18 protein-coding genes and 1 pseudogene are annotated in these 24,989 nt (G+C 58.7%); 7 read left to right on the forward strand and 12 right to left on the reverse strand.

Annotation, left to right across the window (positions count from 1 at the left end):
- Window positions 1–109: 109 nt before the first annotated feature.
- The 11 genes and pseudogenes from argE to ABH909_RS18355 form a co-directional block, all read right to left on the reverse strand.
- Window positions 110–1,267 (reverse strand): acetylornithine deacetylase, encoded by a 1,158-nt coding sequence (gene argE, locus ABH909_RS18305; RefSeq protein WP_429435805.1) that lies wholly within the window; start codon window positions 1,265–1,267, stop codon window positions 110–112.
- Window positions 1,264–2,433 carry an NAD(P)/FAD-dependent oxidoreductase gene (locus ABH909_RS18310; RefSeq protein WP_429435807.1) on the reverse strand — a complete coding sequence of 390 codons (1,170 nt, stop codon included), beginning with the start codon at window positions 2,431–2,433 and terminating at the stop codon, window positions 1,264–1,266. The genes argE and ABH909_RS18310 overlap by 4 nt, the downstream gene beginning before the upstream one ends.
- Entirely contained in the window at window positions 2,430–3,806 is a 1,377-nt protein-coding gene (locus tag ABH909_RS18315) for an FAD-dependent oxidoreductase (RefSeq protein ID WP_429435810.1), read from the reverse strand. The genes ABH909_RS18310 and ABH909_RS18315 overlap by 4 nt, the downstream gene beginning before the upstream one ends.
- A complete protein-coding gene (locus ABH909_RS18320; protein WP_048393142.1) occupies window positions 3,788–4,096 on the reverse strand; it encodes a (2Fe-2S)-binding protein in 309 nt (102 codons plus the stop codon). Before ABH909_RS18320 ends, ABH909_RS18315 begins: the two co-directional genes overlap by 19 nt.
- Window positions 4,093–5,937: an ABC transporter ATP-binding protein gene (locus ABH909_RS18325; RefSeq protein ID WP_429435812.1), complete on the reverse strand. Its 1,845-nt coding sequence runs from the start codon at window positions 5,935–5,937 to the stop codon at window positions 4,093–4,095. The genes ABH909_RS18320 and ABH909_RS18325 overlap by 4 nt, the downstream gene beginning before the upstream one ends.
- Before the next feature lies 1 nt (window position 5,938).
- Window positions 5,939–6,811 (reverse strand): ABC transporter permease, encoded by an 873-nt coding sequence (locus ABH909_RS18330; RefSeq protein WP_429435814.1) that lies wholly within the window; start codon window positions 6,809–6,811, stop codon window positions 5,939–5,941.
- Complete coding sequence (locus tag ABH909_RS18335) at window positions 6,808–7,764, reverse strand: ABC transporter permease (protein WP_429435817.1); 957 nt, start codon at window positions 7,762–7,764, stop codon at window positions 6,808–6,810. Before ABH909_RS18335 ends, ABH909_RS18330 begins: the two co-directional genes overlap by 4 nt.
- A 46-nt stretch (window positions 7,765–7,810) precedes the next feature.
- The gene (locus tag ABH909_RS18340; protein ID WP_429435820.1) at window positions 7,811–9,457 is read right to left on the reverse strand and encodes an ABC transporter substrate-binding protein; all 1,647 of its coding nucleotides are present in this window, start codon (window positions 9,455–9,457) and stop codon (window positions 7,811–7,813) included.
- An 85-nt stretch (window positions 9,458–9,542) separates the two neighbouring features.
- The gene (locus ABH909_RS18345) at window positions 9,543–10,817 is read right to left on the reverse strand and encodes an NAD(P)/FAD-dependent oxidoreductase (RefSeq protein ID WP_429435823.1); all 1,275 of its coding nucleotides are present in this window, start codon (window positions 10,815–10,817) and stop codon (window positions 9,543–9,545) included.
- Window positions 10,818–10,853: 36 nt separating this feature from the next.
- Complete coding sequence (locus ABH909_RS18350; protein ID WP_429435826.1) at window positions 10,854–11,522, reverse strand: haloacid dehalogenase type II; 669 nt, start codon at window positions 11,520–11,522, stop codon at window positions 10,854–10,856.
- A gap of 363 nt (window positions 11,523–11,885) precedes the next feature.
- Window positions 11,886–13,210, reverse strand: a pseudogene (locus tag ABH909_RS18355) (NAD(P)/FAD-dependent oxidoreductase).
- Between the two features lie 408 nt (window positions 13,211–13,618).
- Here ABH909_RS18355 and ABH909_RS18360 point away from each other — a divergent pair.
- Complete coding sequence (locus tag ABH909_RS18360) at window positions 13,619–15,088, forward strand: aldehyde dehydrogenase family protein (RefSeq protein WP_429435829.1); 1,470 nt, start codon at window positions 13,619–13,621, stop codon at window positions 15,086–15,088.
- A gap of 82 nt (window positions 15,089–15,170) precedes the next feature.
- On the opposite strand, the gene ABH909_RS18365 is transcribed toward ABH909_RS18360, so the two are convergent.
- Window positions 15,171–17,258, reverse strand: a complete 2,088-nt coding sequence (locus ABH909_RS18365) for a TonB-dependent siderophore receptor (RefSeq protein ID WP_429439964.1) — start codon at window positions 17,256–17,258, stop codon at window positions 15,171–15,173.
- Between the two features lie 740 nt (window positions 17,259–17,998).
- Here ABH909_RS18365 and rfaH point away from each other — a divergent pair.
- The 6 genes from rfaH to ABH909_RS18395 all read left to right on the forward strand — a co-directional run bounded on the left by rfaH (window position 17,999) and on the right by ABH909_RS18395 (window position 24,969).
- A complete protein-coding gene (gene rfaH, locus ABH909_RS18370) occupies window positions 17,999–18,520 on the forward strand; it encodes a transcription/translation regulatory transformer protein RfaH (protein ID WP_429439965.1) in 522 nt (173 codons plus the stop codon).
- A gap of 227 nt (window positions 18,521–18,747) precedes the next feature.
- On the forward strand, window positions 18,748–19,902 hold the full coding sequence (locus tag ABH909_RS18375; RefSeq protein WP_429435832.1) for an outer membrane beta-barrel protein: 1,155 nt from the start codon (window positions 18,748–18,750) through the stop codon (window positions 19,900–19,902).
- 17 nt (window positions 19,903–19,919) lie between these two features.
- Window positions 19,920–20,453 carry a polysaccharide biosynthesis/export family protein gene (locus ABH909_RS18380; protein ID WP_095631111.1) on the forward strand — a complete coding sequence of 178 codons (534 nt, stop codon included), beginning with the start codon at window positions 19,920–19,922 and terminating at the stop codon, window positions 20,451–20,453.
- A 2-nt stretch (window positions 20,454–20,455) separates the two neighbouring features.
- The gene (locus ABH909_RS18385) at window positions 20,456–22,702 is read left to right on the forward strand and encodes a GumC family protein (RefSeq protein WP_429435835.1); all 2,247 of its coding nucleotides are present in this window, start codon (window positions 20,456–20,458) and stop codon (window positions 22,700–22,702) included.
- A 139-nt stretch (window positions 22,703–22,841) separates the two neighbouring features.
- Window positions 22,842–24,233, forward strand: coding sequence for an undecaprenyl-phosphate glucose phosphotransferase (locus ABH909_RS18390; protein ID WP_429435837.1), 1,392 nt, complete (start codon window positions 22,842–22,844; stop codon window positions 24,231–24,233).
- A gap of 28 nt (window positions 24,234–24,261) precedes the next feature.
- Window positions 24,262–24,969 (forward strand): WecB/TagA/CpsF family glycosyltransferase, encoded by a 708-nt coding sequence (locus tag ABH909_RS18395; protein WP_429435839.1) that lies wholly within the window; start codon window positions 24,262–24,264, stop codon window positions 24,967–24,969.
- The last annotated feature ends 20 nt before the right edge of the window (window positions 24,970–24,989 follow it).

The raw sequence follows: 24,989 nt of genomic DNA on the forward strand, positions 1-24,989 counted from the left end.
GTTTTTGGAGTACATATCCATTTCTGCGGTAACGGCCGCTGGCGGAACCAATAGCCGCCGTGACCGCAGCAACGGATATGTACACCGATCAAAATCGGGAAGCGGAACTCTAAAGCCGCATCGAACCCAACAACCCTTGAAGGAAGTGCTCGCCCGCCTTCATCTGGCTGATCTCGATAAACTCGTCAGGCTTGTGCGCCTGTTCTATCGAGCCAGGGCCGCAGACTACAACCGGCACATCCAGCCGCTGTTTGAACAACCCGCCTTCGGTGCCAAAGGAAACCTTGGCGGCACCGGTATCCGGCGCAGCAAAGTTCTTCAGAAAACGCACCGCTTCAACACTCGGGTGAGTATCGAGGCCGGGATAGACGTTCAGAGTTTCAATTTCGATATCCGCCACGCTGGACAGCTTTTTAGCTTCGCGCACGATCACTTCGGCACGTTCGCGCATCTGCTCCAGAAACTGATCCAGATCGTCCGCCGGCAAGTTGCGCACTTCGAAATCCAGGGTGCACAGGTTCGGCACGATGTTCAGCGCCTTGCCGCCGACAATCTGCCCGACATGCACGGTACTGAAGGGCACGTCATAGTCGGCATCCTGGGCGCCCTGCTCTTGCAGTTGCTGCTGGCTCTGACGCAGTGCCGCGATGAAATCGCACGCCACATGAATCGCATTGACCGAACGCGGTGCCAGCGAGGAATGCGCCTCCAGACCGCGACAGTAAGTGCGATAAGAACCCTTGCCCTTGTGCCCGAGCACGAACTGCATGTTGGTAGGTTCGCCAATCACGCACAAAAACGGCCGCACCGGTGCCAGGTGCAGTACGTCGAGCAAACGCCGCACGCCGACACAACCGATCTCTTCATCATGGGACAGTGCCAGTTGCAATGGCCGGTTCAATGAATGGTCGGCGGCATCGAGCATGGCGTCGATCGCCAGTGCGATAAAGCCCTTCATATCGCAACTGCCACGCCCGTAAATCCGCCCGTCCTGCACCGTCGCCTGAAATGCCGGGAAGGTCCAGGCCTGTCCCGCGGCGGGAACCACATCGGTGTGTCCGGACAGCAAAATACCTGGCACTTCCCGTGGACCGGTACTGGCGAACAGGTTGGCTTTTTTACCGGTGCAATCCTTGACGATCAACGACTCGATGCCCTTGGTCAGCAGCAGATCGCGCACGTACTCGATCAAGGCCATGTTCGACTCCGAAGACACGGTGTCGAACGCCATCAGCCGTTTGAGAATGTCCAGTACGCGGGGTTTCATGAGGCCCTGCTCCTTTGCTCAGTTGTCCGTTGCTCGGCTGAAGAAGCGAACCGGTTGATGGAGAACGGTAAAATCGAAGTGCTGGTGCTACCGGTGCTGATCAGTTCGGCCATCACGTCGCCCACGCCCGGACCGAGCTGGAAGCCATGGCCGGAGAAACCGAAGGCATAGAACAAGCCATCAACGGTGCCGCTTGGCCCCATGATCGGCAGGGAATCAGGCAGGTAACCTTCGATACCACTCCATACCCGAATGATGTTCAAGTTGCCGACACCCGGCAGCAGACGACGCATTTGCTCAAACTGATTGAGGATACTGCGCGGCTCGACCTGAGCCCGACGAGTGAGCATGTCGGGCTTGCTGCGGTAGCCGCCACCGATGACGATGTTGCCGCGGGGGATCTGGCGGAAATAAATCATTTCCTCTTCAATTTTGGTGTACACACCGATCACCGTCGGCAAGGCGTAAGGTACCGGTTCGGTCACGGCCATTTGCGGGCCTTTGGTCTCAAGCGGCACCGGTTCGCCAAACTGCGCCGAGAGCTTTTGCCCCCATGCGCCAGCGGTGATCAATAGCTGAGCGGCGCTGAACTGACGACCGTCGGTGGTGCTGATGCTGAACTCGCCGCCGACCTTCTGCACCTCGGCCACTTCTGTACGCTCTTCAATCCGCGCGCCGAGGCGTCGTGCCGCCCGGGCAAACGCCGGGGCGGCCAGACGCGGGTTGGCGTGACCATCGTGGGGAGCGTAGGAGCCGCCCTTCACATCCGGGCCGAGGAACGGGAAGCGCTTGTGCAACTCGTCGCCCCGAAAAATCTTCAAGTCCAGCTGCTCCGCCTCAGGGGCGTCTGCGTAGGCTTGCAACTCGGCGATCTCGTCTTCGCGGTAACACACACGCAAATGACCGCTGGCGATGAATTCCAGGTCATCGTCGATCAACTCCGGCAGACGTTTCCATAACCCATACGAGCGATTGGCCAACTCAAGCTGCCCGAGGTAACGACCCTGGCGCCGCACGTTGCCGAAATTCACGCCGCTGGCATACTGGCCGATCTGGTCGCGCTCCAGCAGAATCACCGACTGCCCGCGCTGGCGCAGGAAAAATGCCGCCGCCGAACCCATGATGCCACCGCCGACAATCACGACATCGGCTTTCTGTACAGTCATGGCGACACCTCCTCGGTGAGCATCGAAAGGGGTTTGACCGGTGCCTGACCGCGCTGACGACCGACCTGTTCGACATCAACGCCGGCAGCCGCGGCAATCAGCTCAGCCCCGGCCTGGGAGCAATAACGCCCCTGGCAGCGGCCCATGCCGACCCGGCTGAACGCCTTGGCCCGGTTGACTTCACAAGCGCCTTTTTCCCGGACCACTGCACGCAATTCCCCCGCGCTGATCATTTCACAACGGCAGACGATGGCCGTGTCCGGCAACGCTTTGGCTTGCGCCGCCGGCCAGGGAAATGCCTGGGCCAGGCCGAGACGAAACTGCTCCATTACCGCCAGCGCATGCCGTTGTTCGTCGCGCAACCCGACGTTCACCGGTTGCTGCAGATCCTCCAGCAGCGCCATGGCCACTAGTCTCCCGGCGTGCTCGGCGGCATCGGCACCGCGAATTTTCGAACCGTCGCCGGCGGCATATACACCGCTGACCGAGGTCCGACCGTCTTCATCGACGGCCAGCCACCATTGGCTGGAAGCCTCGTCAAAGCGCATACGGCAACCGGCCAGGTCGGCCAATTGGGTTTCCGGGCGCAAGTGATAACCCAGCGCCACAGCGTCGCAATCGACCGTCAACGTCTCACCCCGCGCCGTGCGCACGCGTACGCCACTGACACCGTTGGCCGCATCGCCCAGCACTTGCAGCGGCGAAATGCCCAGGTGCACCGGAATTTTCGCTCGATAGAGCTGCGCCAGCAGTTTCATCCCGGTGAACAGCAAGCCGGGGCGTGCCAACAGCTTGGGCAATGCGCCGACTCGCTTGCTCAATGGCGAGGTGTCGAGCACCGCCGCGACCTTGGCCCCGGCTTTCACATACTGACTGGCAACCAAATAAAGCAACGGCCCGCTGCCCATGAATACCACGCGGTGGCCGATGGACACGGCCTGGGACTTGAGCGCAATCTGCGCCCCGCCCAGGCTATAAGTGCCCGCCAATTGCCAGCCTTCGATCGGCATCAAACGGTCGGTCGCGCCGGTGCACAGGATCAGCGCGTCGTAATCCACCGTCGAGTGTTTGCCCTGGCTGACGCAGCACAGTTGCCCCGGCGTCAGGTTCCACACCAGTGTGTCCGGACGGTAGTCAATCTGCCCGCGCAAGCGGTCGAAGCTCTGGTGCAGGTCGTTGGCCTTGGCGGCTTCAGTGCCATACAGCGTGGCGTAATCGCGGGTAAAACCTTCGGGTTGGCGACGGTAGATTTGCCCGCCATCCCGACGATTCTCGTCAATCAGAATGGGCTTGAAACCCGCGGCGACCAGGGTTTCGGCACAACGTATGCCGGCTGGCCCGGCACCGACAATGGCTATCCGCGCAGTGGCCATATCGCCTCCGGTTGTGTGGTGACGATATCCAGGCCTTCACGGACCTCATTGGAACAGGCGCGCAGACGCTCGCCGCTGCGGGTCCAGACCCAACAGTCCTGGCAGGCGCCCATCAGGCAGAAGCCGGCGCGCCGGCCCGAATCGAATTCCGATTGGCGCAACGCCGAGCCCTGAGTCAGCAACGCGACCATCAGCGTATCGCCCTGCAGCGCCTCGATGGGCTTGCCGTCTACCTGAAGCTTGACGGTGGGCCGGCCCTGTTCGGCCAGCCTTACGAAACGCCCGTTCATGCATAGGCTCCCGTGATCAAGCTGTTGGCATCCTTCTGGGTTTTCAGCAACTCGGCACTGTCGTGATGACAAAGGACTTCACTGCCGCCAACAATCAACCGACGGTCCGGCGGGACGCAATTGCACAAGCCGTCAACCCGCACCGGACAACGATTGAGGAACGTGCACAGCCCAGGCACATTGGCTTTTTCACCAATGGGCGGCAGCGTGCCGCAGGTGGTTGTTCCACAGCCTTCCAGCCAGCCCTGGCGCAACTCTGGCACCGAATGGATCAACAGGTCGGTGTAGGGATGGAACGGCGCCTGGGCGTACGACTGGCGAGTGCCGGCCTGAATCTTGTGGCCGCTGTACATCACCACAATGTCATCGCACAGCGCTCGCACGGTGGAGATGTCATGGCTGATGAACAGATAGGACACGCCCAGTTGCTGACGCAGGTCGCGCAGCAGTTCGAGAATCGCTGCACCGACCACGGTATCCAGGGCGGAGGTCACTTCATCGCACAGAATCAGATCCGGCTTGGCGGCCAGGGCCCGGGCCAGATTGACCCGTTGCTTTTGCCCGCCGGACAGTTCGTTCGGGCGGCGCTCGGCCATGGTTCGCGGCAAGCGCACCAAATCCAGTAGCTCGCCGATACGCTCGCGCAATGCCGCCCCCTTGAGACCGAAATACATCTTCAGCGGCCGACTCAGAATGGTACTGACGCTGTGCATCGGATTGAGTGCTGTGTCGGCATTCTGGAAAACCATTTGAATCCGTCGGAACTGCTCGTCGGTGCGCGACGACAGGCTGCCACCCAAGGGTTGGCCATCGAAGGTCAGACCGCCGAGAGCGGGCTCCAGCAATCCGGCCACCACCCGTGCCAGGGTTGACTTGCCAGAGCCCGATTCACCGATCACGCCGATGGCCTGGCCTCTGCGAACCGTCAGGTCGATGTCTTCCAGCACGCGAATGGCCGGCATGCCTTGCGCGTTCTTGTTGCCGTAACCGGCGGTCAGGCCCTGGATGGTCAGCAGCGGGGTCTCTTCGGCGATGCCGCAAGGCGGACGAATTGTCGTGTCCGGCCGCGCCGCCGCCAGCAGGCTGCGGGTGTATTCATGAGCCGGGCCGTTGAGCAAAGGTCCGGTGGCGCTCTGTTCGAAGATCTCGCCGCCATTGAGCACCACGATCTGGTCAGCCATCTGCGCGACCACGGCCAGGTCATGGGATACATAGACCGCCGTCGCACCACGTTCACGCACCACCCGTTTGAAGGCACGCAGCACGTCGATCTGGGTCGTCACATCGAGTGCCGTGGTCGGTTCGTCGAGCACCACCAGCAGTGGATCGCTGATCAGTGCCATGGCCGCCATCACCCGTTGCAGTTGCCCGCCGGAGACTTGATGGGGATAGCGTTGGCCGATGCGATCGGGGTCTGGCAGGGCGAGATCGCGGAACAACTCGATGGCCTTGGCCTCAAGCTCCGCCCGGCTACCCAGGCCATGAATCAACGCGCCTTCCACCACTTGGTCGATGAGTTTTTTCGCCGGGTTGAACGCCGCCGCCGCGCTTTGCGCGATGTATGACACCCGATTGCCGCGCAAGCCTTGCAGTTCGCTTTCGCTCAACGCCAGCATGTCGTGTTCGCCGATTTGCACCACGCCACCTGCCAGCCGACAACCGCGCCGGGCATAACCGAGCAATGCCAGGGCGATGGTGGTCTTGCCGGAACCAGACTCACCGATCAATGCCAGCACTTCACCCTTTTGCAGGGAGAAGCTGACGCCCTTGACGATTTCCACCTCGCCGAGTTCGCCACAGGCGACCACTCGCAGGTCCTGGACTCGAATCAATTCGCTCATTTCAATGGCCTCCCGAACGTCGACTACGTCGCGACGACAGCCGGTCGATAAACAGATTCACACCGATGGTCAGTGTGCCGATGGCCAGGGCCGGAATCACGATGGCCGGTGCTCCCTGATTGAGGCCACCGATGTTCTCGCGCACCAGCGAGCCGAGGTCGGCATCCGGCGGTTGCACACCCAGGCCCAGAAAGCTCATGCCGCTGAGCAGCAGAACGATGAAACCGAAGCGCAAGCCCAGGTCCGTCAGCACCGGGTTGAGGATATTCGGCAGGATCTCCACGCAGGCGATGTACAGCCGACGCTCGCCGCGAGTGCGGGCCACTTGCACGTATTCCAGCGCTTCGATATTCACTGCCATGCTGCGGGCAATACGGAACGCGCCCGGGGTAAAGCTCAATACCGCCGTGCAGATCAGCAAGGTGACCGAGGAGCCGAAGGCCGAGACCATGATCAGCGCCAGCATCTTGCTGGGGATCGAAATGAAGGCGTCCATCAGGCGACTGATCAGCTCATCCAGCCACTTTGGTGAAACCACCGACAGCAACGCAAAACTGGTCCCCAACCCGCTGGCCAATACTGCGGCTATCAACGCCAGGCCGACAGTGAATCGTGCACCGACGAGGATCCGGCTGAGCATGTCCCGGCCCAGGTAATCGGTGCCGAACGGGTAAGCAGCACTCAGGTTGTCGAAGACATTATCAGAGACCACTTCCCCGACCGGATGTGGCGCCAGCCACGGGCCGAAGATGGCCACCAGCAACCAGATCACACACATCGCGGCACCGATCAGGCCGAGCCAGGACGATCCGTGGGAAACCTTGCCCAGCGCTAATTTTGTAGTAGCCGGCGATTTCACAATGAGATTGTTCATTGATTTCTCAGCCTCGGATTGGAAAGAATCGCGCACAGGTCGGCAATCAGCACCAACGTCAGATACGCCGTACAAAACAACATGGTGCAGGCTTGAACCAGGGCCATGTCGCGGTTGGTCACTGCATCGACCATGAGGCTGGCGATGCCGGGGTAGTTGAAAATCGTCTCGACGATCACCACCCCGCCCAACAGGTAGGAAAGACTCAGGGCGATGGCATTGGCAATCGGCCCGATGGCATTGGGCAAGGCATGGCGCAGGACGATTCGAATTTTGCTCACGCCTTTGAGCCGGGCCATTTCCACGTAAGGGCTATCGAGCTGATCGATCACCGCCGCCCGGGTCATGCGTGCCATTTGCGCGACGATGACGCAGCACAGCGTCATCACCGGCAACGCGTAAGTGCGCATGAATTGCCAGGGTGAAGTGATGTCACTGGCATACGACAGCGCCGACAACCAACCCAGGTTCACCGCGAATATCAGCACCGCCAGGGTCGCCACCAGAAACTCCGGCACCGCTACCATGGTCAAGGTCAAAAAGCTGAGGAAACCGTCGATGCGCCCGCCCCGCCCCATCGCCGAACCGATGCCCAGGATCAATGCCACCGGTACCGATACCAGCGCCGTAGCGGCCGCCAGCATCAGGGTGTTAGGCACCCGCCCGGCCATCAACTCGCTGACCGGCATGGCATTGGAAACGGACTGCCCCATGTCACCACTGAGCAAGTTCATCAACCAGTGCAGGTAACGCAACACACCCGGCTGATCCAGCCCCATTTTCAAGCGCAAGGCTGCCACTTGTTCCGGTGTGGCGAACTGCCCCAGAGACTGTTGTGCCGCGTCTCCCGGCAACACCGCCGTGATGGCGAAAACCACCATGGACACAATCAACAAGGTCACGATCGCCGCGCCCAGGCGCCGGCCGATCAACCACAGTGTGTTGCTATTCATCACCCTATCCTCATGCAATGTCGCTGCAGCAAAAACCCGACGTTCATCAAGCATCCAGCCAGATCTGCTCGGCAAACATGTAGCCCATGAAACCGCCCAGCGGGTTGGTGCCGTAGCCTTTGACTCGCTGATCGGCGCCATCAATGTTGCTGATGAACACCGGCACGCCGATACCGCTGTGCTCGTGCACCAGGGCTTGCATGTCTGCGTACATCTTGCCGCGCTTGGTCTCGTCGGTTTCGCCTCGGGCCTGTATCAGCAACTGATCGAACTGATCGTTTTTCCAGCCGGACTCGTTCCAGGGCGCTGTCGACTGGAAGAATTGCGAGAACAGCATGTCGGCATTGGGCCGCGGGTTGATGTTGCCGAAACTCAGCGGGTGCTTCGCCCAATGGTTGGACCAGTAGCCATCGCTCGGCAGGCGGTTGACGTCGAGCTTGAGCCCGGCCTGTTTGGCTGACTGCTGCAGCAACACGGCGATGTCCACCGAACCGGTCGCGGCCGGCGAGCACATCAGCGGCATGGTGATGCTTTCCATACCGGCTTTTTTGAGCAGGAACCTGGCTTTTTCCGGGTCGTAGGCACGTTGTGGCAGGTCGGCGTTGTAGAAGCGCGCACCGGGTGCGATCGGGTGATCGTTGCCGACCCTGGCGAAGCCACGGAATATCGCCGACTTGATCTGTTCCCGGTCCAGCAGCAATTTCATCGCCTCGGTGAATTCCGGGCTTTTGCCTGGCAACTGGTCCTGACGGATGATCAGGTCGGTGTAGTTACCCGACGGCGAGTCCACGACTCGATGCTTGGGACTGGCCTTGATGCGGATCGTTGAGCGCGGGTTAACTTCGTTGCAGATCTGTACGTCGCCCGACAACAGGGCGTTGATCCGCGACGGCTCGTCGGCAATGGCGATAAATTCGATTTCATCCAGATAGGGCAAGCCGGGTTTCCAGTAATTGGTATTGCGCACACCAATCGAACGCACTCCAGGCTTGAACTCCTTGGCCTTGAACGGGCCGGTGCCGATGCCTTGGCTGAAATCGCTCGTGCCCTCGGGAACGATCAACATGTGAGAGATGGCAAGCACCGACGGCAGCTCAGCATTTGGGCCGCTCAACTGTATCTGCACTTCATGGGTGCCGTTGGCCTTGACTTCGGCGAACTGCGACGCCAGCGGCAGGACCTTGGAACCGGTGATTGGATCCTTGTGCCGCAGCAGCGAGAACACCACGTCGGCGGCAGTCAGAGGCTTGCCGTTGTGGAAGACCACTTCCTTGCGCAGGGTGATCACCCAGAGCGTGGCGTCAGTGGTGTCGATACGCTCGGCCAACTCGAGTTGCGGCACCATATGGCTGTCGAAACGCGTCAGGCCGTTGTAGAACATGTAATGGCGCACGTAGTCGGTGGACGATGAACCTTTGGCCGGATCCAGCGTATCGGCGGTGGAACTGGACGAGCCTGCTACGCGAATACGACCGCCGGGTTTGCCTTTGCCAGGGCTTGCGGCTTCATCATCGGCAAACAGCTTGCCGGCGGCGCCGAACAGGCTGCCGGCGCCCGCGACGGCCACCCCTGCCAGCCCCAACATTTGCAATGCATTGCGGCGTGACATGCCGCGATTGAGCCCTTCGAAAATGCGCAGACTTTCTTTCCCTGTAATCAACTGGGAGTCGATACTGTTTTTGTTGTCAGTCATGTCAGTTCTACCTTTCGAAAAATGATAAGGCTCGAGTGCGCGCGGTAAATGGTGTGTGGTTAAAACGTAAGCAAATACCTTGAACTCAGTGTAGGTAGTCCTGCAGGCGGTAATACGCACCGACCAGGGGCAGGAACCAGGGTTTGCCGAAATGCCCGGGGATGGCCGGCCAGTCGAGTTCGCGCCACGGATTGGCCTCGACCCTGCCGGCCATGACCTCGGCCATGACCTGGCCCATGTGCACCGACATCTGAACACCGTGGCCGCTGTAACCCATGGAGTAATAAACGCCTCCATGCTGGCCGGCCCGTGGCAAACGATCAGAGGTCATGTCCACCAACCCGCCCCAGCAATAATCGATCTTCACGCCTGCCAACTGCGGGAACATCTGCACCATCGCTGCTTGCAACACTTTGCCGCTCTTGGCGTCGGAAACGCTGTCAGACATGGCAAACCGTGCACGACCGCCAAACAGCAAGCGGTTGTCTGGCGTCAGGCGGAAGTAGTTACCGATCATGCGGCTGGTGACATAGGAACGCCGTGCCGGCAGCAAGCTGTCGATCAGGGCCTGCGGTAGCACCTCGGTGGCGATCACGAAACTGCCCACCGGCACGATCCGCCGCCGATACCAGCCCAATCCGCCTTGCTGGCATGTGCCGGTAGCCAGCAGAACCTGTTTGGCATGCAGCGAGCCCTTGGTGGTATTGACCTGATAGCCGCCGGCGCGGGCCTTCCAGTCCGTCACCGACACGCCCTGGAAGATCAACGCACCGTGACGTGCAGCCGCCTCGGCCAGACCGACACCGAAGCGCCCGACGTGCATCTGCACGCCGTTGCGCTGCAGCAAGCCGCCATGGAACTGGGCTGAGTTGACTTCAGCACGGACCTCTTGTGCAGACAGCAACTCGACCTCGGCATCGACCTCCCGCCGAATCAGTTCACAGGTGCGCGCCAAGCCTTCGTAATGCATCGGTTTGGCGGCCAGCTTGAGCTTGCCATTGCGCTTGAGGTCGCAGGCAATCTGCTCCTGCTCCACCAGCGAGACGACACTCTGCACGGCGCTTTCGTAGGCCAGGTAATAGGCTCGCGCTTTATCAGCGCCGAGGCTGGCGCTGAGTGCCGCGTAGTCCTGGGCAACGCCGGTGTTGCATTGACCGCCATTGCGCCCTGACGCCTCGCCAATCACCCGCCCACCTTCCAGCACCACCACACTGGCCCCCTTCAAGGCCAAGGCCCGGGCCGCCGCCAGACCGGTGAGACCACCACCGACGATGGCCACATCGACCTGCCCAGGCAACGCACCGAGCTGGGCACCGGTGAATACCGGTGCGGTATCGAGCCAATAGGACTCACTGCCCATGTCTAACCCCTTTTGCCTTGAAGAGTGCCCTGAGACTCAGAGACCGACCAACCCGGCCAGACCGCCGATATCGGGGATCTGGTGGTAGCCATAGACCGCGTTCGCCGGCTGCTCGTGACCACGGGCAACGAAGGCTTTGTTCTTGATCTTCATGTCGTGGGCCGGCATCAAGTCATAGCGGAAGCTTGAAGACACATGCAGAACATCCTCAGGCCCGCAGCCGAGGTTATCGAGCATGAACTCGAAGGCAGCCAGGCGCGGCTTGTAGGCCTGGGCTTGCTGGGCGGTGAAGACCTTGTGGAAGGGTGCACCGAGCTTGTCGACGTTGGACATGATCTGCTCGTCCATCGCGTTGGAGAAAATCACCAGCGGAATCTTGTCGGCGATTTTCGCCAGGCCGGCCGGCACATCGGCATGTGGGCCCCACGTCGGTACGGCGTCGTAATAGAGTTGGCCTTCGCCTCTATACTCGATGCCCCAACGCTTGCAGACCCGCGCCAGAGAGGTCTTGATAATCTCATCATACGGCCGCCAGTCACCCATCACCTGATCCAGACGATAGGCGGAGAAGTCCGTGACGAACTGATCCATTTGCCCGGCCGGGACACGATCGGCGAACAGCTCGCGCGTCATGTTTCCCATTTGAAAATTGGTCAACGTGCCGTAGCAGTCAAAGGTAATAAACTTGGGTCTGAGAAAGCTCATGAGTGCAGTCCTGAATGATGGTTGAGGTCATGACGGGGCAAGCAGTTACGCCGCTCGGGAAGCATCGGTGTAACGCTGCATCACGGATTCATTACAACATCATGAGACCATGCATAAATCGTTAAAAGTATCGGTTGCTTGGCACAAACCACCGTTTTGCAGGGCTTGCTCAGCAGACTGTGCGGGACGCTCCAGACTCGGGCGCAGCCCCCCTTTTTCTGAGCTTTGTGGGCCGTTTTAGCGCACCGGCGAGCGACTCGGAACCCGACATGCGGCAGAATCTGCCTGCACAACGAGAACGGGCGCATCCCTTGAGGAATGCGCCCGTTTATTGTTTTTACGAGTGAGTGACGCGGCCTTTCCTCAGAATTCCGCGACCTTGCCCCACGCCGAAGACCGGAACCGGTCCGGATGATAGGGATGAGGATCAACCAGGGGCTCGGCACCGCTGATAATGTCGGCGATCAAGTGGCCAGCCCCAGGGCCGATGCCGAAGCCATGGCCACTGAACCCCGCCGCCAGCACCAAGCCAGGGAGGGTCGCCATCTCGCCGATCCCCGGGACGCCATCGGGCGTACTGTCCACATAACCTGCCCAGGCTCCGGTGACCGACGATGCCTTCAGCATCGGGACCAGGTCCAGCGCGCGCTTGTAAGTCAATTCAACGATCTTGGCGTCTGCCCTCGGATCAAGAACTCGCATTCTCTCCATCGGCGTTGGCTGATCCAGCTGCCAACGGCCCAAGCCTTCATGACCCGACTGGAAGCCTGCAGTCCGCCGGGCGCAAGCTTGCGCCATCTACGCTGGAACATCGGCAGGAACTGCGGGGCGAAGCGCAGAAGTTGCAGGGTGGGGTCAACGCGTCCACTGCCACTGATGGACAGCGTGAACCCTCCATCAGAACGACGGGTCATGGAGATGTCATTTGTGTGGAGCGCATCCGGTATTTCTTTGCTGCCCTTGGAAACCGACATCACCGTCTGGCGAATGGTCGCCTGGGGAAATCGAATGTCGTACTGACGGCAGAAAGAGGACGCCCACGCTCCCCCGGCGAGCACCGCGTGCTTCGTGCGAATGGTGCCCTTCTCGGTGACGACTGCAGACAACCGGCCACCTTCGGTCTCGAGGCCACGTGCTGCGCAACCCTGGTGCACGGTGCCCCCAAGCTTGATGATGGCTCGTGCGACCGCCGGGGCCGCACGGGATGGGTCCGCGATACCGTCGCTCGGTGAAAAGACCCCGCCTTTCCAAGGCTTGCCAGTCACCCGGCCGCGTTGAGCGGCCTGTTCCGCGGTCAGCATATGGGTTGTTACATTGACAGTGCGGGCAAATTCACCCCAACGTGCCCAGCCGGCCAGTTCCTTCTCGTTGTTGCTGAGATAGAGCAAGCCGCATCTTTTGAATCCCGTGTCCTCACCGGTCTCTGCGGCGAACTGCTCCCACAGATCCAGGCTTTTGGTCGACATCGGCAGCTCACGAGCGTCTCGATTCTGCTGACGGCACCAGCCCCAGTTTCGACTCGATTGCTCAGCACCGACACGTCCTTTTTCCACCAATGCGACCTTCATGCCGCGCTTGACCAGGTAATAGGCAGCAAAAGTCCCGACAATGCCGCCGCCAATCACGACAACGTCAGCGTGTGTCGGAAGTTCAGAATTCGTCTCTACGGAAGTTAAAGGTGCAGGCATTTCAAAGATGTCCATTGAGGGCCGGGGTCGCTGGTGCACCGGCCATTCGCGGAAGATTGCGACCAAGGCAAGCAGTTGCTCCGTTCCAGAAACATCGGCGCAATGCTGCATCACGGATTTATTACAACACCATGCGACCACGCATAAACGGCTAAAAACATAAGCTGTCTGGTACAAACCACTGTTTTACGCGGCTTGCCCAGCAGACTTTGTGGGACGATCAGCTGCTCCATGATCGCCAGGCTTTGCACCCCATCACATTGATGCAAAGTTAGCCTTGCAGATACAGCAGATTATCCCTTGCAAACTTAAAGAACGGCACATTTTGTCTGGGCCGCTTTGTTAGCTTATTGATAACCACCCTCTGCTGCTCGCAGTGCCTAATTACCGCTCTAAGGAGCTAGTTGGATGACCACACAATCTTCGTATAGCTACAGCGTTGATCCGCAAACGTCTCACACGTTTTATATCAATGGCTGTTGGTGCTTCCCGGCAATCCCGGCCAGTTTGCCGGTGATCAATCCGGCGACTGAAGAGGTTGTTGCGCACGTCGCGCTGGGCTCCGCCGAGGATGTTGATCGGGCAGTCGCTGCAGCTCGTGCAGCGTTTCCTGGCTGGTCTGCCACCTCGGCAGCATCGCGCGCGCTTTTCCTTGGAAAGATCTATGACCTGATCCTTGAACGAAAAGAAGTGCTTGCCCAGGCGATCTCTCTCGAGATGGGGGCGGCCATCGGTTCCGCACGAGCAATGCAAGTGCCCCTCGCGGCCGAACACGTTCGGGTCGCACGGGATCTGCTGTCCAGCTATCGTTTCCAGACCATTGAAGGCAGCACCGCGATTGAACGCGAACCCATTGGCATCTGCGGTCTCATCACTCCGTGGAACTGGCCGCTTTATCAAATCACCGCAAAAGTCGCCCCGGCTATTGCTGCCGGCTGCACAGTGGTCTTGAAACCCAGCGAACTGTCGCCATTGAGCGCCCTTCTCTTCGCACAACTGGTGCATGACGCAGGCCTTCCACCGGGCGTGTTCAACCTTGTGAATGGAAGTGGTTCCGAGGTCGGCGCAGCCATGGCGGCGCACCCGGATGTCGATATGATTTCGATCACCGGCTCAAACCGCGCGGGCGCGCTGGTCGCCCAGGCGGCCGCCCCTACGGTAAAACGCGTCACGCAAGAACTGGGGGGCAAGTCCCCGAACGTCCTGCTGCCCGACGCCGATTTCGCTAAAGCCGTCCCGCTGGGAGTGATGTCTGCGTTTCGCAACGTCGGGCAATCGTGCAGTGCGCCGACAAGAATGATCGTACCGAAGGACAGGCTGGCCGAGGTCGAGTCGCTAGCCGCGGCAACTGCCAATGCAATCATCGTGGGTGACCCGCGTTCGGAAGAGACGGTGCTGGGCCCCATTGCCAACGAAGCACAGTTCAATCGCGTGCAATCAATGATCGAGGCGGGCCTGAACGAAGGCGCAAAACTCGTTTGCGGCGGACCAGGGCGCGTACAGGGTTATGAAAAGGGCTTCTACACCCGACCCACTGTTTTCTCCGAGGTGAATTCCGCCATGCGGATCGCCCAGGAAGAAATTTTTGGTCCAGTGCTGTGCATCATTCCCTATGAGACCATCGATGAAGCGATCGCTATCGCAAACGACACGGTATACGGGCTGGGCGCCCACGTTCAGGCTCAGAACCTTGATCTTGGACGCGCCGTTGCCGCTCGCATCCGCGCCGGACAAGTGCACCTGAATTACCCTGCCTGGGATCCAATGGCTCCATTCGGCGGCTACAAGCGATCGGGTAACGGTCGAGAGTATGGTGTCTACGGTTTCGAGGAATATCTGGAAACCAAAGCAATCATTGGGTTTGGCGGCGAACGATAGAGATTTCGTCGGGGTTACCATGAGGCGCCCCGTTCCGACCGGTATAAATACCAGCGGAACGGGGCAGCGCGTCAAGGTGCGATCAGAACGTCACACTGGCGCTCAGGCGTGCCGTACGCGGCTCGCCGACATTGACTGCCAGTTGGGTGCCGGTAGAGGACGGGTAGTACTGTTTGTCGAACAGGTTGTCGACGTTGAATTGCAGCGAAGTCTTGTAGCCGAACATCGGCGTTTCCCAACGCACGAAGGCATCGGCCACGGTGTAGCTGCTCAGCCAGAAATCGTTGGCGTTGTTGGCCGCACGCTCGCCGACGTAACGGGCGCCAGCGCCGGTATGCCAGGCCCCGAATTCCGTAGGCACGTTCAGGTGATGGGTGAGGTACAGGCTTGCGGTGTGCTTGGGCGCATCGGCAAGGCGATGTCCTTCGTCATCCGGATCGTCGAGGATTTCCGTGTGGGTATAGGCGTAGGTGCCGATCAGGTCCCAGCGCTCGGCCACACGCCCGGTGATGTCCAGTTCCAGGCCCTGTGAACCGACCTTGCCCGCCGCTTCCGAAAGGCTGACGCCACCGATCGACTGGCTGGTCACGACGTTTTTCTTGACGATGTCGAACAGCGCAAGGTTGATATTCAACCCCGGCAGCGGATCGTACTTCGCACCCACCTCATAGCTGCGGCCCTCCTCCGGATCGAAGGTGTGGCCGGCGTCGTCGACTTCGGTATTGGGCTTGAACGAACGGCTGTAGTTGCCATACAGCGACAAGGTATCGGTGGCTTTGTAGACCAGGCCCAGAAACGGCACGAAGGCGTCGCCATTATCGTCGCGGTTGACGGTATAGCTGCTGCCTCGGCCCTGATCGCTGTACTGATCGTAATGTTGCTGACGACCGCCAAGGACCAGGATCCAGCGGTCATCGAGGTGCCAGTTATCCTTGAAGTACACGGAGCTTGAGGTCAGCTGGTTGCTCAGATCACTTTGCGTGGCACTGACCAGACTGGGCTCGGCCAAACGCCCGTAAACCGGCGCGGTAATGTCGAAGCCTGAGCGCGGGGTATTGCGGTAGGTTTTGCCACGGAACTGGTCAGACACTTCGTTATCCGCGCCGATCAGCAGGTCATGGCGTTGACCGAACAGCTCCTGCTGGCCGATGAAATCCCAACTGGCATAGCGGGTCTCATCATCGTAGTGAGCACCGTTGGCAGCACGTCGCAGATTGTTGCCGGTCAACGCATTCGGCTGGGCAATCGAGAGGCTGTAGCGGTCGTTGTTCCAGCCGTAGGTGACGCGGGTTTTCCAGTCGTCACTGAGCTGATATTCGAAACGCGCGGTGGCCACCTCACGGATACCGACGCTTTTGGCCCAGCGTTCGTCGAGACGCTTGTCGTAGTCGATGTCCGCCGGATGACCGTTGGTGAATACGGTGCCACGGTCGAAGGGGCTGGAATAATCGTTGTATTCATAGCTCAAGGTCAGGCTGGCGCGATCACCGGTCCAGCTCAGCGATGGCGCGACCAGGGTGCTCTCGTTCACGCCATAGTTGCGCCAATAATCCTCATGGCCGCGTTCGGCAATCAAGCGATAGGCCAGGCCCGTGTCTCCCAAAGGCCCCGTGGTGTCCACGGCCAGGGTGCCGCCGCCTTCGCTATAGGCCGAGCCGCTGAGCGTTGTGCTCTGGGTGTATTCAGGCTTCTTGCTGATCACGTTGATCAATCCGCCAGGCTCCAGCGCGCCGTACAGCATCGAAGCAGGCCCTTTGAGCACTTCCACACGATCCGTGGTGGCGCTGAAGTTGTGGCCCATATTGGAACGCACGCCATCGCGCAGGATCGAGCCGTCGTCGTTGCTGCCAAAACCGCGCTTGACCAGGGAGTCTCGCGAGTTGCCCAAGGTATTGCTCTGGCTGACACCACTGACGAACTTCATGGCGTCGTCCAGCGAGCGCACCTGATAATCAGCCAGGGTCTGTTGGGTAACCACATTGACCGATTGCGCCTCTTCCTTGATCGGCACATTGCTTTTGCTTGCCGTGCTGGCCTGAGAAGTGGTGTAGCTCGTGTCCTGGCTGACGCGGCTTGCCTGAATATCCGTGGTCGGCAGTTCGAGTGGGAACTGGGCCCACAGAGGACTGGCAAACATAACGCAGGAGAGCGTCGGCAACGCGTGTTTCATAAGGACCTTGCGGCGGGCAAAGGGGTGGGGCTGGCTCAAGACGTCGCACTCGATGAATTAGTAGTAACGATTCTCATTGTATTGTGCGATCTATTTTCAGTAAACCCTTGACGGCCATCTGTCCGCTTTTGATTTAGGAGGGGTTTTTGTCTGTTGTCTGCCGATCGATTTCAGTAAGCACGCTGTGTGCGTCAAAAAAAATGCCCCGTTAAAACAATGGCTTGAGGGCTTTTAATAGATTATTGGACAGAAGGCTATATTTTTGACTAGTGACATTTGACAGTCCGTCTGGAGTGGTCGATACCTAACAGGGTCGACGTATAACAAAGATGTAATTCCATTAATAGATATACGTCAGCCCCCTACGATTAAATTCACGATAGACAGTGTTTATTTTTCATAGGACCGAAAGTTCGGACCCTGCGGTAGCTTTGGCCATTGCACCGATATGATGCCACATCGATATCACTGATAGCGTTAAGTTACGTTTACACTTTACGATCAAAGGTTCTATTTGAGCGCCGTCCGACAAAGCGAACTAACTGTGCGGCGCTCACGCCAAATTGTTGACTTGCGCACTCTATCGTTACTTGTCCATTACCTGTTTCATTATTGATACACCTGTTCCAGCACCTTAACACTTTCGTGATGCCACAGGCCTCTAAAAACGTTCATTTGGAGACTCGGCCTTGCGGATACACGAACAGGCGATGCCTTACCCTATTCCGGAGCTTGCCAGAATGCTGACGAGTACCCAAGGTTCCAACTGGTATCTTTTACAGTGCAAGCCGCGTCAGGAGGAACGGGCCCAAATCAATTTATTGCGACAGAACTACGTTATATTTTGTCCGCAAATTATTAGCGAGCGCCTGATTCATGGCAAACCCCATCAATCGCTTGAACCGCTCTTCCCGGGGTATCTTTTCATCCAGCTGAGCCGCGACGACAGATGGGCGCCCCTGCGTTCTACCCGCGGTGTCAGCCGTCTCGTCGACTTCAATCACGGCCCGGCAATCGTCCCGGACGATGTCATCGAGCATCTGCGTACCCGGTGTTTCAAGCCACCCATAATGCAGGCCTCTCAACCGTTCAAACCTGGGGAAACGCTGCAAATAACCCGAGGACCACTGTCGACACTGGAAGGTATTTTCCTGAGCATGTTAGGGGATGAACGAGTGATGATTCTTCTGCACTTTTTGAATAGAGAACATCAGGTGCGCGTGCCATTAACCGACATTGCACGCCCTCGGCCTTACTTATAAACAGATCATGACATTTTTTAACTTTTGCAGTTTGCAATCACTACGCAGCTCAAATTAAAGGCCTGTTATCAGCAGCACCGCACGAACTATTGAACGCCACCGCAATTAAACTTACCAAACCATCCCGAACTCATTAATTATTGATTGCCGCCAGCGTTACACAACCTCGATTCACCCACTGTTTTTCCGGTCTATAGTCATTGAACTCACCCCCCAGGAGCAATGATATGACTCTCAAGACCCGCGGCCCTTTCGCACTGTTCATGATCTATTTGTGTCCCGGAACGGCCTGGAGTCTTGATCCCCAGTCCATTGATATTTATGGGTTCGACTTCACCCCTACCCTGCTGTTTTCAGAAAGTTATGATGACAACTTCCGCGAACTGGAGCGGGCGCAATCTTCGATGGTGACAAAAGTGGCGCCCACTTTTGAACTCAAGGCTGAAGACCGCAACAGTGGTACCCGACTCATCTGGCAGCCTACCCGGTACATTTATCATGACGATTCGGATGCCTCGAATACGGCGCAACGCCTGCGCCTCAATAGCATCATGGAATTCACCGACCGCCATCGACTGAAACTTGAAGCGGAAGCACGTAAATACGAGCGTACGACGTCGACCGCTGTCGATGGCGTCAATGACAAGATTCGCAGTCAACGCGCCAACGGTCTCTATACCTACGGTGCCAGAAGCGCTGCCAACCAGATTGATCTGGGCGCCAGTTACGCCCGACTTCGCTACGACAACTCAGGCGGCATCAACGACGACAAAGAGCGCGATACCACTGGCCTGACCACCACGTGGTACCACCGCATCGGCAGCAATACACGTGGATTACTGCAGTACGACCATACCGTCTTTGATTACGAGTCCAACACCCGTCTCAACAGCACATCCGATGCGGTTCTCGCCGGTGCCGAATGGGATTTCACCGCACGCACCACTGGCAAAGTCCGTGTCGGTTACGAGCGCAAGAACTTCGACGACAGCGAGGTCGATGACCTCAGCAACCCGACCTGGCAAGTGGATCTGCGCTGGAAACCACGCACCTATTCGACCTTCTCCTTTGTTGCCCGCCAGGCCATGGCCGAGGGCGATGATGGTGCTGATGCCGTCAAGACCACTACGGCGCTGGTCGGCTGGCGTCATGGCTGGACGGAACGTATCACCACAGTGGCCGAAGTCGGCCTTGGCCGTTATGAGTACGAGGGGCAGGACCGAACTGACGACCTTCGTGACTACAACCTCGGCGTGGAATACGCCATGCGCCGCTGGCTGGATATCGAGCTGGGCTATCGCTACCGCAATGATGACTCCGATGTCGACAATCAGAGTTTTGAACGCAACATCTTCTTGCTCAGCTTCAACGTAAGTCTCTAAGAGAAGAGGTTTTCCCCATGAACTCGCGAATGCTTGGCTTGTTGTTCGTGCCGTGGCTGTTGCCCGTGACGTTTGCAGCAGACACCGGTGCCCAGTACAAACTGGCAGCCGGCGATGTATTGCGTATCACTGTGTTCGGTGAGCGGGACCTGAGCTTCGAAAAAATCCGTCTCAACGATGCCGGAATGTTTTCCTATCCGTTTCTGGGTGACATTGCCGCCAAGGGACTCACGCCCCGGCAGGTAGAAAAACTCATCGTCGACGGGCTCAAGCAAGGTTATCTGGTCGACCCCAAGGTCAGCCTCAACCTGATCGCCTACCGCTCGTTCTACATCAATGGAGAGGTCCAGAAACCCGGCAGCTATCCATTCGAGCCCGGGCTGACGCTGGAGAAAGCCATCGCCCTGGGCGGCGGGCTGACCGAACGAGCCTCGATCAAGCGGGTGACCATCGTGCGCGGCGATGGCTCCCCACCGCTGACCGACAAGATCACGCGCAGCACTGCCATCGGCCCCGGTGACACTATCTCCATTGCACAAGGCTTTTTCTAATCATGGACAACAGCCCTAGCGTATATGTCGAACGTCCGATCCAGCCGCATGTGCCGCAATATCAGCAGTACAGCGAGGAAAAGGACACCATTGACCTGCTCAAATACTGGAGGGTGATCTGGCGCGCCCATTGGAAAATCTGCTGGTGGGTAGTGTTTGGCTGTGTGTTGGCGGTGGTTACGCTGTCGTTCATTCCTTCGCAGTACATCGGCAGCACCACGTTACTGATCAAAGAGAAAACGCCACCGTTGTTGGCCTTTCAGCAAGTCACGGACTCGAGCGCCGGTACCGTCGATTATTTGCATACGCAATTGGCGCTCCTGCAATCGCGCGATCTCGCTGAACGCGCCGTCAAAAAGCTGAACCTGACCACGCACCCGGTGACTGATCCACGCCAGCAACCGCAGTCATGGTTTGCGCCGCGCAAATGGTTGGCAACGCTTGAACTTGGTCAATGGCTGCCAGTACTGGGCCGTTTGGCGCCGATGCAGGTGGTGCCCTCCGAGGCCGAGGTGTTCAATCAGGTCACACAGAACCTCATGCGGCGGACCCGCGTCAAATTCGTCGGCAAGAGCCAGCTGATCAAAATAGAAGTGGAGCTGCCCGACCCTGGTTTGGCGGCCGCTACTGCCAATGCGATTGCCCAGGGTTTCATCGACAGCCAGCTCGATAACAGCCTGAAGTCGTCGTTGACCAACGCCAGCTGGATGAACACACGCCTGATCGAGTTGCGCAACAACCTGCGCAGCGCCGAAGACAAACTTCAGGCTTACCGGGAAGCACAAGGCCTGGTCGACGTCGGTGGTGTCGCCACCATCAGCGCCAATGAACTGGAATTGACCGGAAATCGCATGATCGATGCCCGTCGTAATCTGGCAGAGGCCGAGAGCCAGTACCGCCAGGTACAGGCCCTGAGCAACGGCAACCTGAGCAAGCTTTCCAGTGTGCCGGCGGTCTTGAGTAACCCTTTGGTGCAGAAATTCCAGGCCCAGCGGGCCAAGGCCCAAGCCAAGGTCGAGGAGCTGTCCGGGCGCTACGGTCCAAAACATCCGACCCTTGCGGCCGCCCGTGCCGAGTTGCGGACGGCTACCGACAGTTTGCGCTTGCAGGTCCAGCAAGTGGTTGCCGGTATCGAACGTGAATATCAGTTATCACAAGCCAATGAAAACTCACTGCGTAAATCCTTCAACAGCAACAAGGCGCAGCTACAGGATATTTCGCGCAAGGAATTTCAACTGCGTGAGTTCCAGCGTGAAGTCGACAGCAGCCGCGCGTTGTATGAAACCTTTATCACCCGTTTGAAAGAAACCGCGGCCACCTCAGACATGGACTCCACCAAGGCGCGCATCGTCGACCCTGCAATTGTTCCTCTGGAACCCAGCAAGCCACGTAAAAAGCTGATTCTGGCGATTGTCGCTGTCGTGGCTGCGCTGATCGGGGTAGCGCTGGCATTGTTGTCCGAAACCCTGAACAGAACCTTCACGAGCGACGAAGCCATTGAAAGCACGCTTGACGTTCCCCTTCTCAGCGTCGTGCCGCTGGTCACGAGGAGAAGCCGCCGGCAACTCGCGCGACTGTTCGATGACAACGACCATCCGCGCTTTTGCGAGACCATTCGCAACCTGCGCACCTGGTTGATGCTGCACGGCGGCGACATGCCGTCACAGGTGGTACTTGTGGCCTCGACCATGGCCGAGGAAGGCAAAAGCACCGTCGCCAACAACCTGGCCTACTCACTGGCCAAGCTGGAGCGTGTCCTGTTGATCGACGCCGATATGCGCAGACCCAGCCTTTCGCTCAACTTCGATTTCCCGGCAGACAGCCCGGGATTGGCCAACGTGCTGGCGGGTACTGCGCGGCTGGAGGACTGTATCCGTTCTGTCGGCAACCTCGACATGCTGCCGGCCGGAAAACTGTCGCCACCACCGCTGGATCTGCTCGGTTCGACGCGCCTGGCCCCGATGCTTGAGGCGCTGAAGTCGCGGTATCAACGCATCATCATCGATTCCCCGCCGGCACAAATGGTCAGCGATGCGCTGTTGCTGGCCAAGCACTCGGACGCGGTAATCTACGTGATCAAGGCCGAAAGCACGCCTGTCAGCGAGGTACAGAAGTGCCTTGCGAACCTGCAGCAGTGCCATGCGCCGGTGTTCGGTGTGGTACTTAACCAGGTTGATCTGAGCAAGGCCCGCAAACAAGGCTACAGCCATTCCGATACGTTCCAGAACTATGACTACTTGCCCAGGTAGAACCTTGCGCCTGCCTCACCCGTAGTCCCTTTCAAACATCTACTGAAAACTGCTTCATCCCAGTCGAGCTATACCAGCGTGCGGGAACGAGGGCGTGCAATTGCCGCCGATGTCCAACCCATGCCCGGAGGTTACGCCGATGACATCTCTTTACACCGCTCAAATGACGCGCCGCCGAGGTCTGACCTTCTGGGGCCAATGGCTGTGCGCGCTCACGCTGGTCAACCTGCTACTGATGTTGCTGGTGTATTGGCGCGTTGGCAGCCTGACCAGTGAATACCGTGTGCTGATGATTCTCACCGTGCTCGGTTCGGTGCCGATCTACAGCGTCATGCAGGTTTACCACAAACGCCATGAATGGTTGTCAGGGCTCGCTCGGCTGCTGGCGGCCTGGATGATCTTGCTGGCCGTGCTGATCAGCATTGCTTTCGTCACCCAGACCAGCGTGATTTTCTCCCGTCAGGTGATCATTGTCTGGGCCGTATTGGGTTACCTGATCCAGGCGGCGAGCTTTTTGCCCCTGCATTACCTGGCCCGACTGTATTCGCAAAAGCTCTGCAATGAGCGCCGCGCGGTGATCATCGGGACCTGTCCGACCGCACATACGCTGGCCAGAAAACTGTCCAGACGCAATCGCGTACCGCTGCTGGGTTTTATCGCAACCGCCGACCATACCGGCCCGGCCCCGAGCGTTCTGCCGCTGCTGGGACGTATCGACGAAGTTCGCGAAATCATCACCCGCCTGCACGTACGCCGCGTCTATATCGTTTTGCCGATGGCCCAAGCCGCCATCATCGAGGCGCTCTACATCGATCTTCTGGACGTGAATGTCGACGTGGTCTGGATCCCGGATTTCGGCAGCATGGTGCTGCTCAATCATTCGATCTCGGAAATAGAGCGAATGCCCGCCATCTACCTCAATGAAAGCCTGATCAGTTCGCACCCCGGCAGCCTGCTCTGCAAAGAACTGTTCGAACGTAGCCTGGCGGCCATGGGCATTATCGTGCTCAGCCCCTTGCTGCTGATCGTGGCGGCCGCCGTGAAGCTGTCTTCCCCCGGCCCGGTGCTGTTCAAACAAAATCGCTACGGCTGCAACGCTGAGGTGATCAAGGTCTGGAAGTTCCGGACGATGCGTGTGCATGACGACAGTGAAGTGCGTCAGGCCACCCGCGATGATGAGCGCATCACCCCGCTTGGGCGGTTTTTGCGCCGTAGTTCCATTGATGAACTACCGCAACTGTTCAACGTGCTCTTCGGCGAAATGGCCCTGGTCGGCCCGCGACCGCACGCCGTTACCCACAACATTTACTACACCGGCAAAGTCCGCGCCTACATGGCCCGTCATCGCCTCAAGCCAGGCATCACCGGACTGGCCCAGATCACCGGGCATCGAGGTGAAACCCAGACGCTGGAAAAAATGCAGCAACGCGTCGCCCAGGACCTCAACTACATCAATCAGTGGTCGCTGTGGCTGGACATCAAGATTCTGGTCAAGACGCCTTTTACGTTGTTCTCAAAAGACATCTATTGATAGGGTCGGTGACCCTGGGGCTCAGTCAATGATCGACCTGGAATTAATCGGGCATTACGCACCCAATCTGCTGGACGCCAACAAGGCATTTTCCTTCATCAATTTTGCGTCCGTCGGCGGTCTGCTCGATCGCCCCCCGACGTCCATCGCCTATTTTTGCGACGGCATGCTGATGTCGACCTTCATGTCGCGCATCACCGGGCGCACGATCGGCCGGGTCAGCTTTGACTTCACGTCCATCGCCGATTCTGTGTTCAGTTATGCCGAGAAAAACGGCAAGCGCCTCTACTTTGTCGGTGCCCGGCAAGCCGAACTGGACCTGTTCCTCGATAAGATCAGGGCTCGCTATCCGGCGCTGATGATTGCCGGGCATCACAATGGCTATTTCGATGCAGCGCAGGCCCCGTGCATCCTGGCAGACATCTGCCGCAGTGAAGCGAACATCCTGATCGTTGGCCTGGGCGCCGGGCTTCAGGAGCAGTTCGAGCAGGATGCCCTGCGTGCCGGTTTCAACGGTGTGGCATTCACCTGTGGCGGTTTCATTCGCCAGGAAGCCACGGCGACGCATGATTATTACCCTGAACTGATCAACCGCCTGCATCTGCGCGCGTTCTATCGGATGTACCGCGAACCGCACACCATCAAACGTTACCTGATCGATTACCCGACCAATTTTGTTCATCTGTTGGTGATGATCATCCGGCGAAAAGTGATCATCAATATCACTTATCCCTGAACATTCCAGTACCGAGCCGC

Source organism: Pseudomonas sp. BS3782 TE3695, assembly GCF_050435305.1.
Lineage (GTDB): Bacteria > Pseudomonadota > Gammaproteobacteria > Pseudomonadales > Pseudomonadaceae > Aquipseudomonas.

Coding starts and splice junctions, on each gene's coding strand:
- ABH909_RS18335 (WP_429435817.1), bottom strand. CDS start 7,764: ATGAATAGCAACACACTGTGGTTGATCGGCCGGCGCCTGGGCGCGGCG.
- argE (WP_429435805.1), bottom strand. CDS start 1,267: ATGAAACCCCGCGTACTGGACATTCTCAAACGGCTGATGGCGTTCGAC.
- ABH909_RS18320 (WP_048393142.1), bottom strand. CDS start 4,096: ATGAACGGGCGTTTCGTAAGGCTGGCCGAACAGGGCCGGCCCACCGTC.
- ABH909_RS18330 (WP_429435814.1), bottom strand. CDS start 6,811: ATGAACAATCTCATTGTGAAATCGCCGGCTACTACAAAATTAGCGCTG.
- ABH909_RS18365 (WP_429439964.1), bottom strand. CDS start 17,258: ATGAAACACGCGTTGCCGACGCTCTCCTGCGTTATGTTTGCCAGTCCT.
- ABH909_RS18380 (WP_095631111.1), top strand. CDS start 19,920: ATGAACTCGCGAATGCTTGGCTTGTTGTTCGTGCCGTGGCTGTTGCCC.
- ABH909_RS18375 (WP_429435832.1), top strand. CDS start 18,748: ATGACTCTCAAGACCCGCGGCCCTTTCGCACTGTTCATGATCTATTTG.
- rfaH (WP_429439965.1), top strand. CDS start 17,999: ATGCTGACGAGTACCCAAGGTTCCAACTGGTATCTTTTACAGTGCAAG.
- ABH909_RS18390 (WP_429435837.1), top strand. CDS start 22,842: ATGACATCTCTTTACACCGCTCAAATGACGCGCCGCCGAGGTCTGACC.
- ABH909_RS18315 (WP_429435810.1), bottom strand. CDS start 3,806: ATGGCCACTGCGCGGATAGCCATTGTCGGTGCCGGGCCAGCCGGCATA.
- ABH909_RS18360 (WP_429435829.1), top strand. CDS start 13,619: ATGACCACACAATCTTCGTATAGCTACAGCGTTGATCCGCAAACGTCT.
- ABH909_RS18345 (WP_429435823.1), bottom strand. CDS start 10,817: ATGGGCAGTGAGTCCTATTGGCTCGATACCGCACCGGTATTCACCGGT.
- ABH909_RS18350 (WP_429435826.1), bottom strand. CDS start 11,522: ATGAGCTTTCTCAGACCCAAGTTTATTACCTTTGACTGCTACGGCACG.
- ABH909_RS18385 (WP_429435835.1), top strand. CDS start 20,456: ATGGACAACAGCCCTAGCGTATATGTCGAACGTCCGATCCAGCCGCAT.
- ABH909_RS18325 (WP_429435812.1), bottom strand. CDS start 5,937: ATGAGCGAATTGATTCGAGTCCAGGACCTGCGAGTGGTCGCCTGTGGC.
- ABH909_RS18310 (WP_429435807.1), bottom strand. CDS start 2,433: ATGACTGTACAGAAAGCCGATGTCGTGATTGTCGGCGGTGGCATCATG.
- ABH909_RS18395 (WP_429435839.1), top strand. CDS start 24,262: ATGATCGACCTGGAATTAATCGGGCATTACGCACCCAATCTGCTGGAC.
- ABH909_RS18340 (WP_429435820.1), bottom strand. CDS start 9,457: ATGACTGACAACAAAAACAGTATCGACTCCCAGTTGATTACAGGGAAA.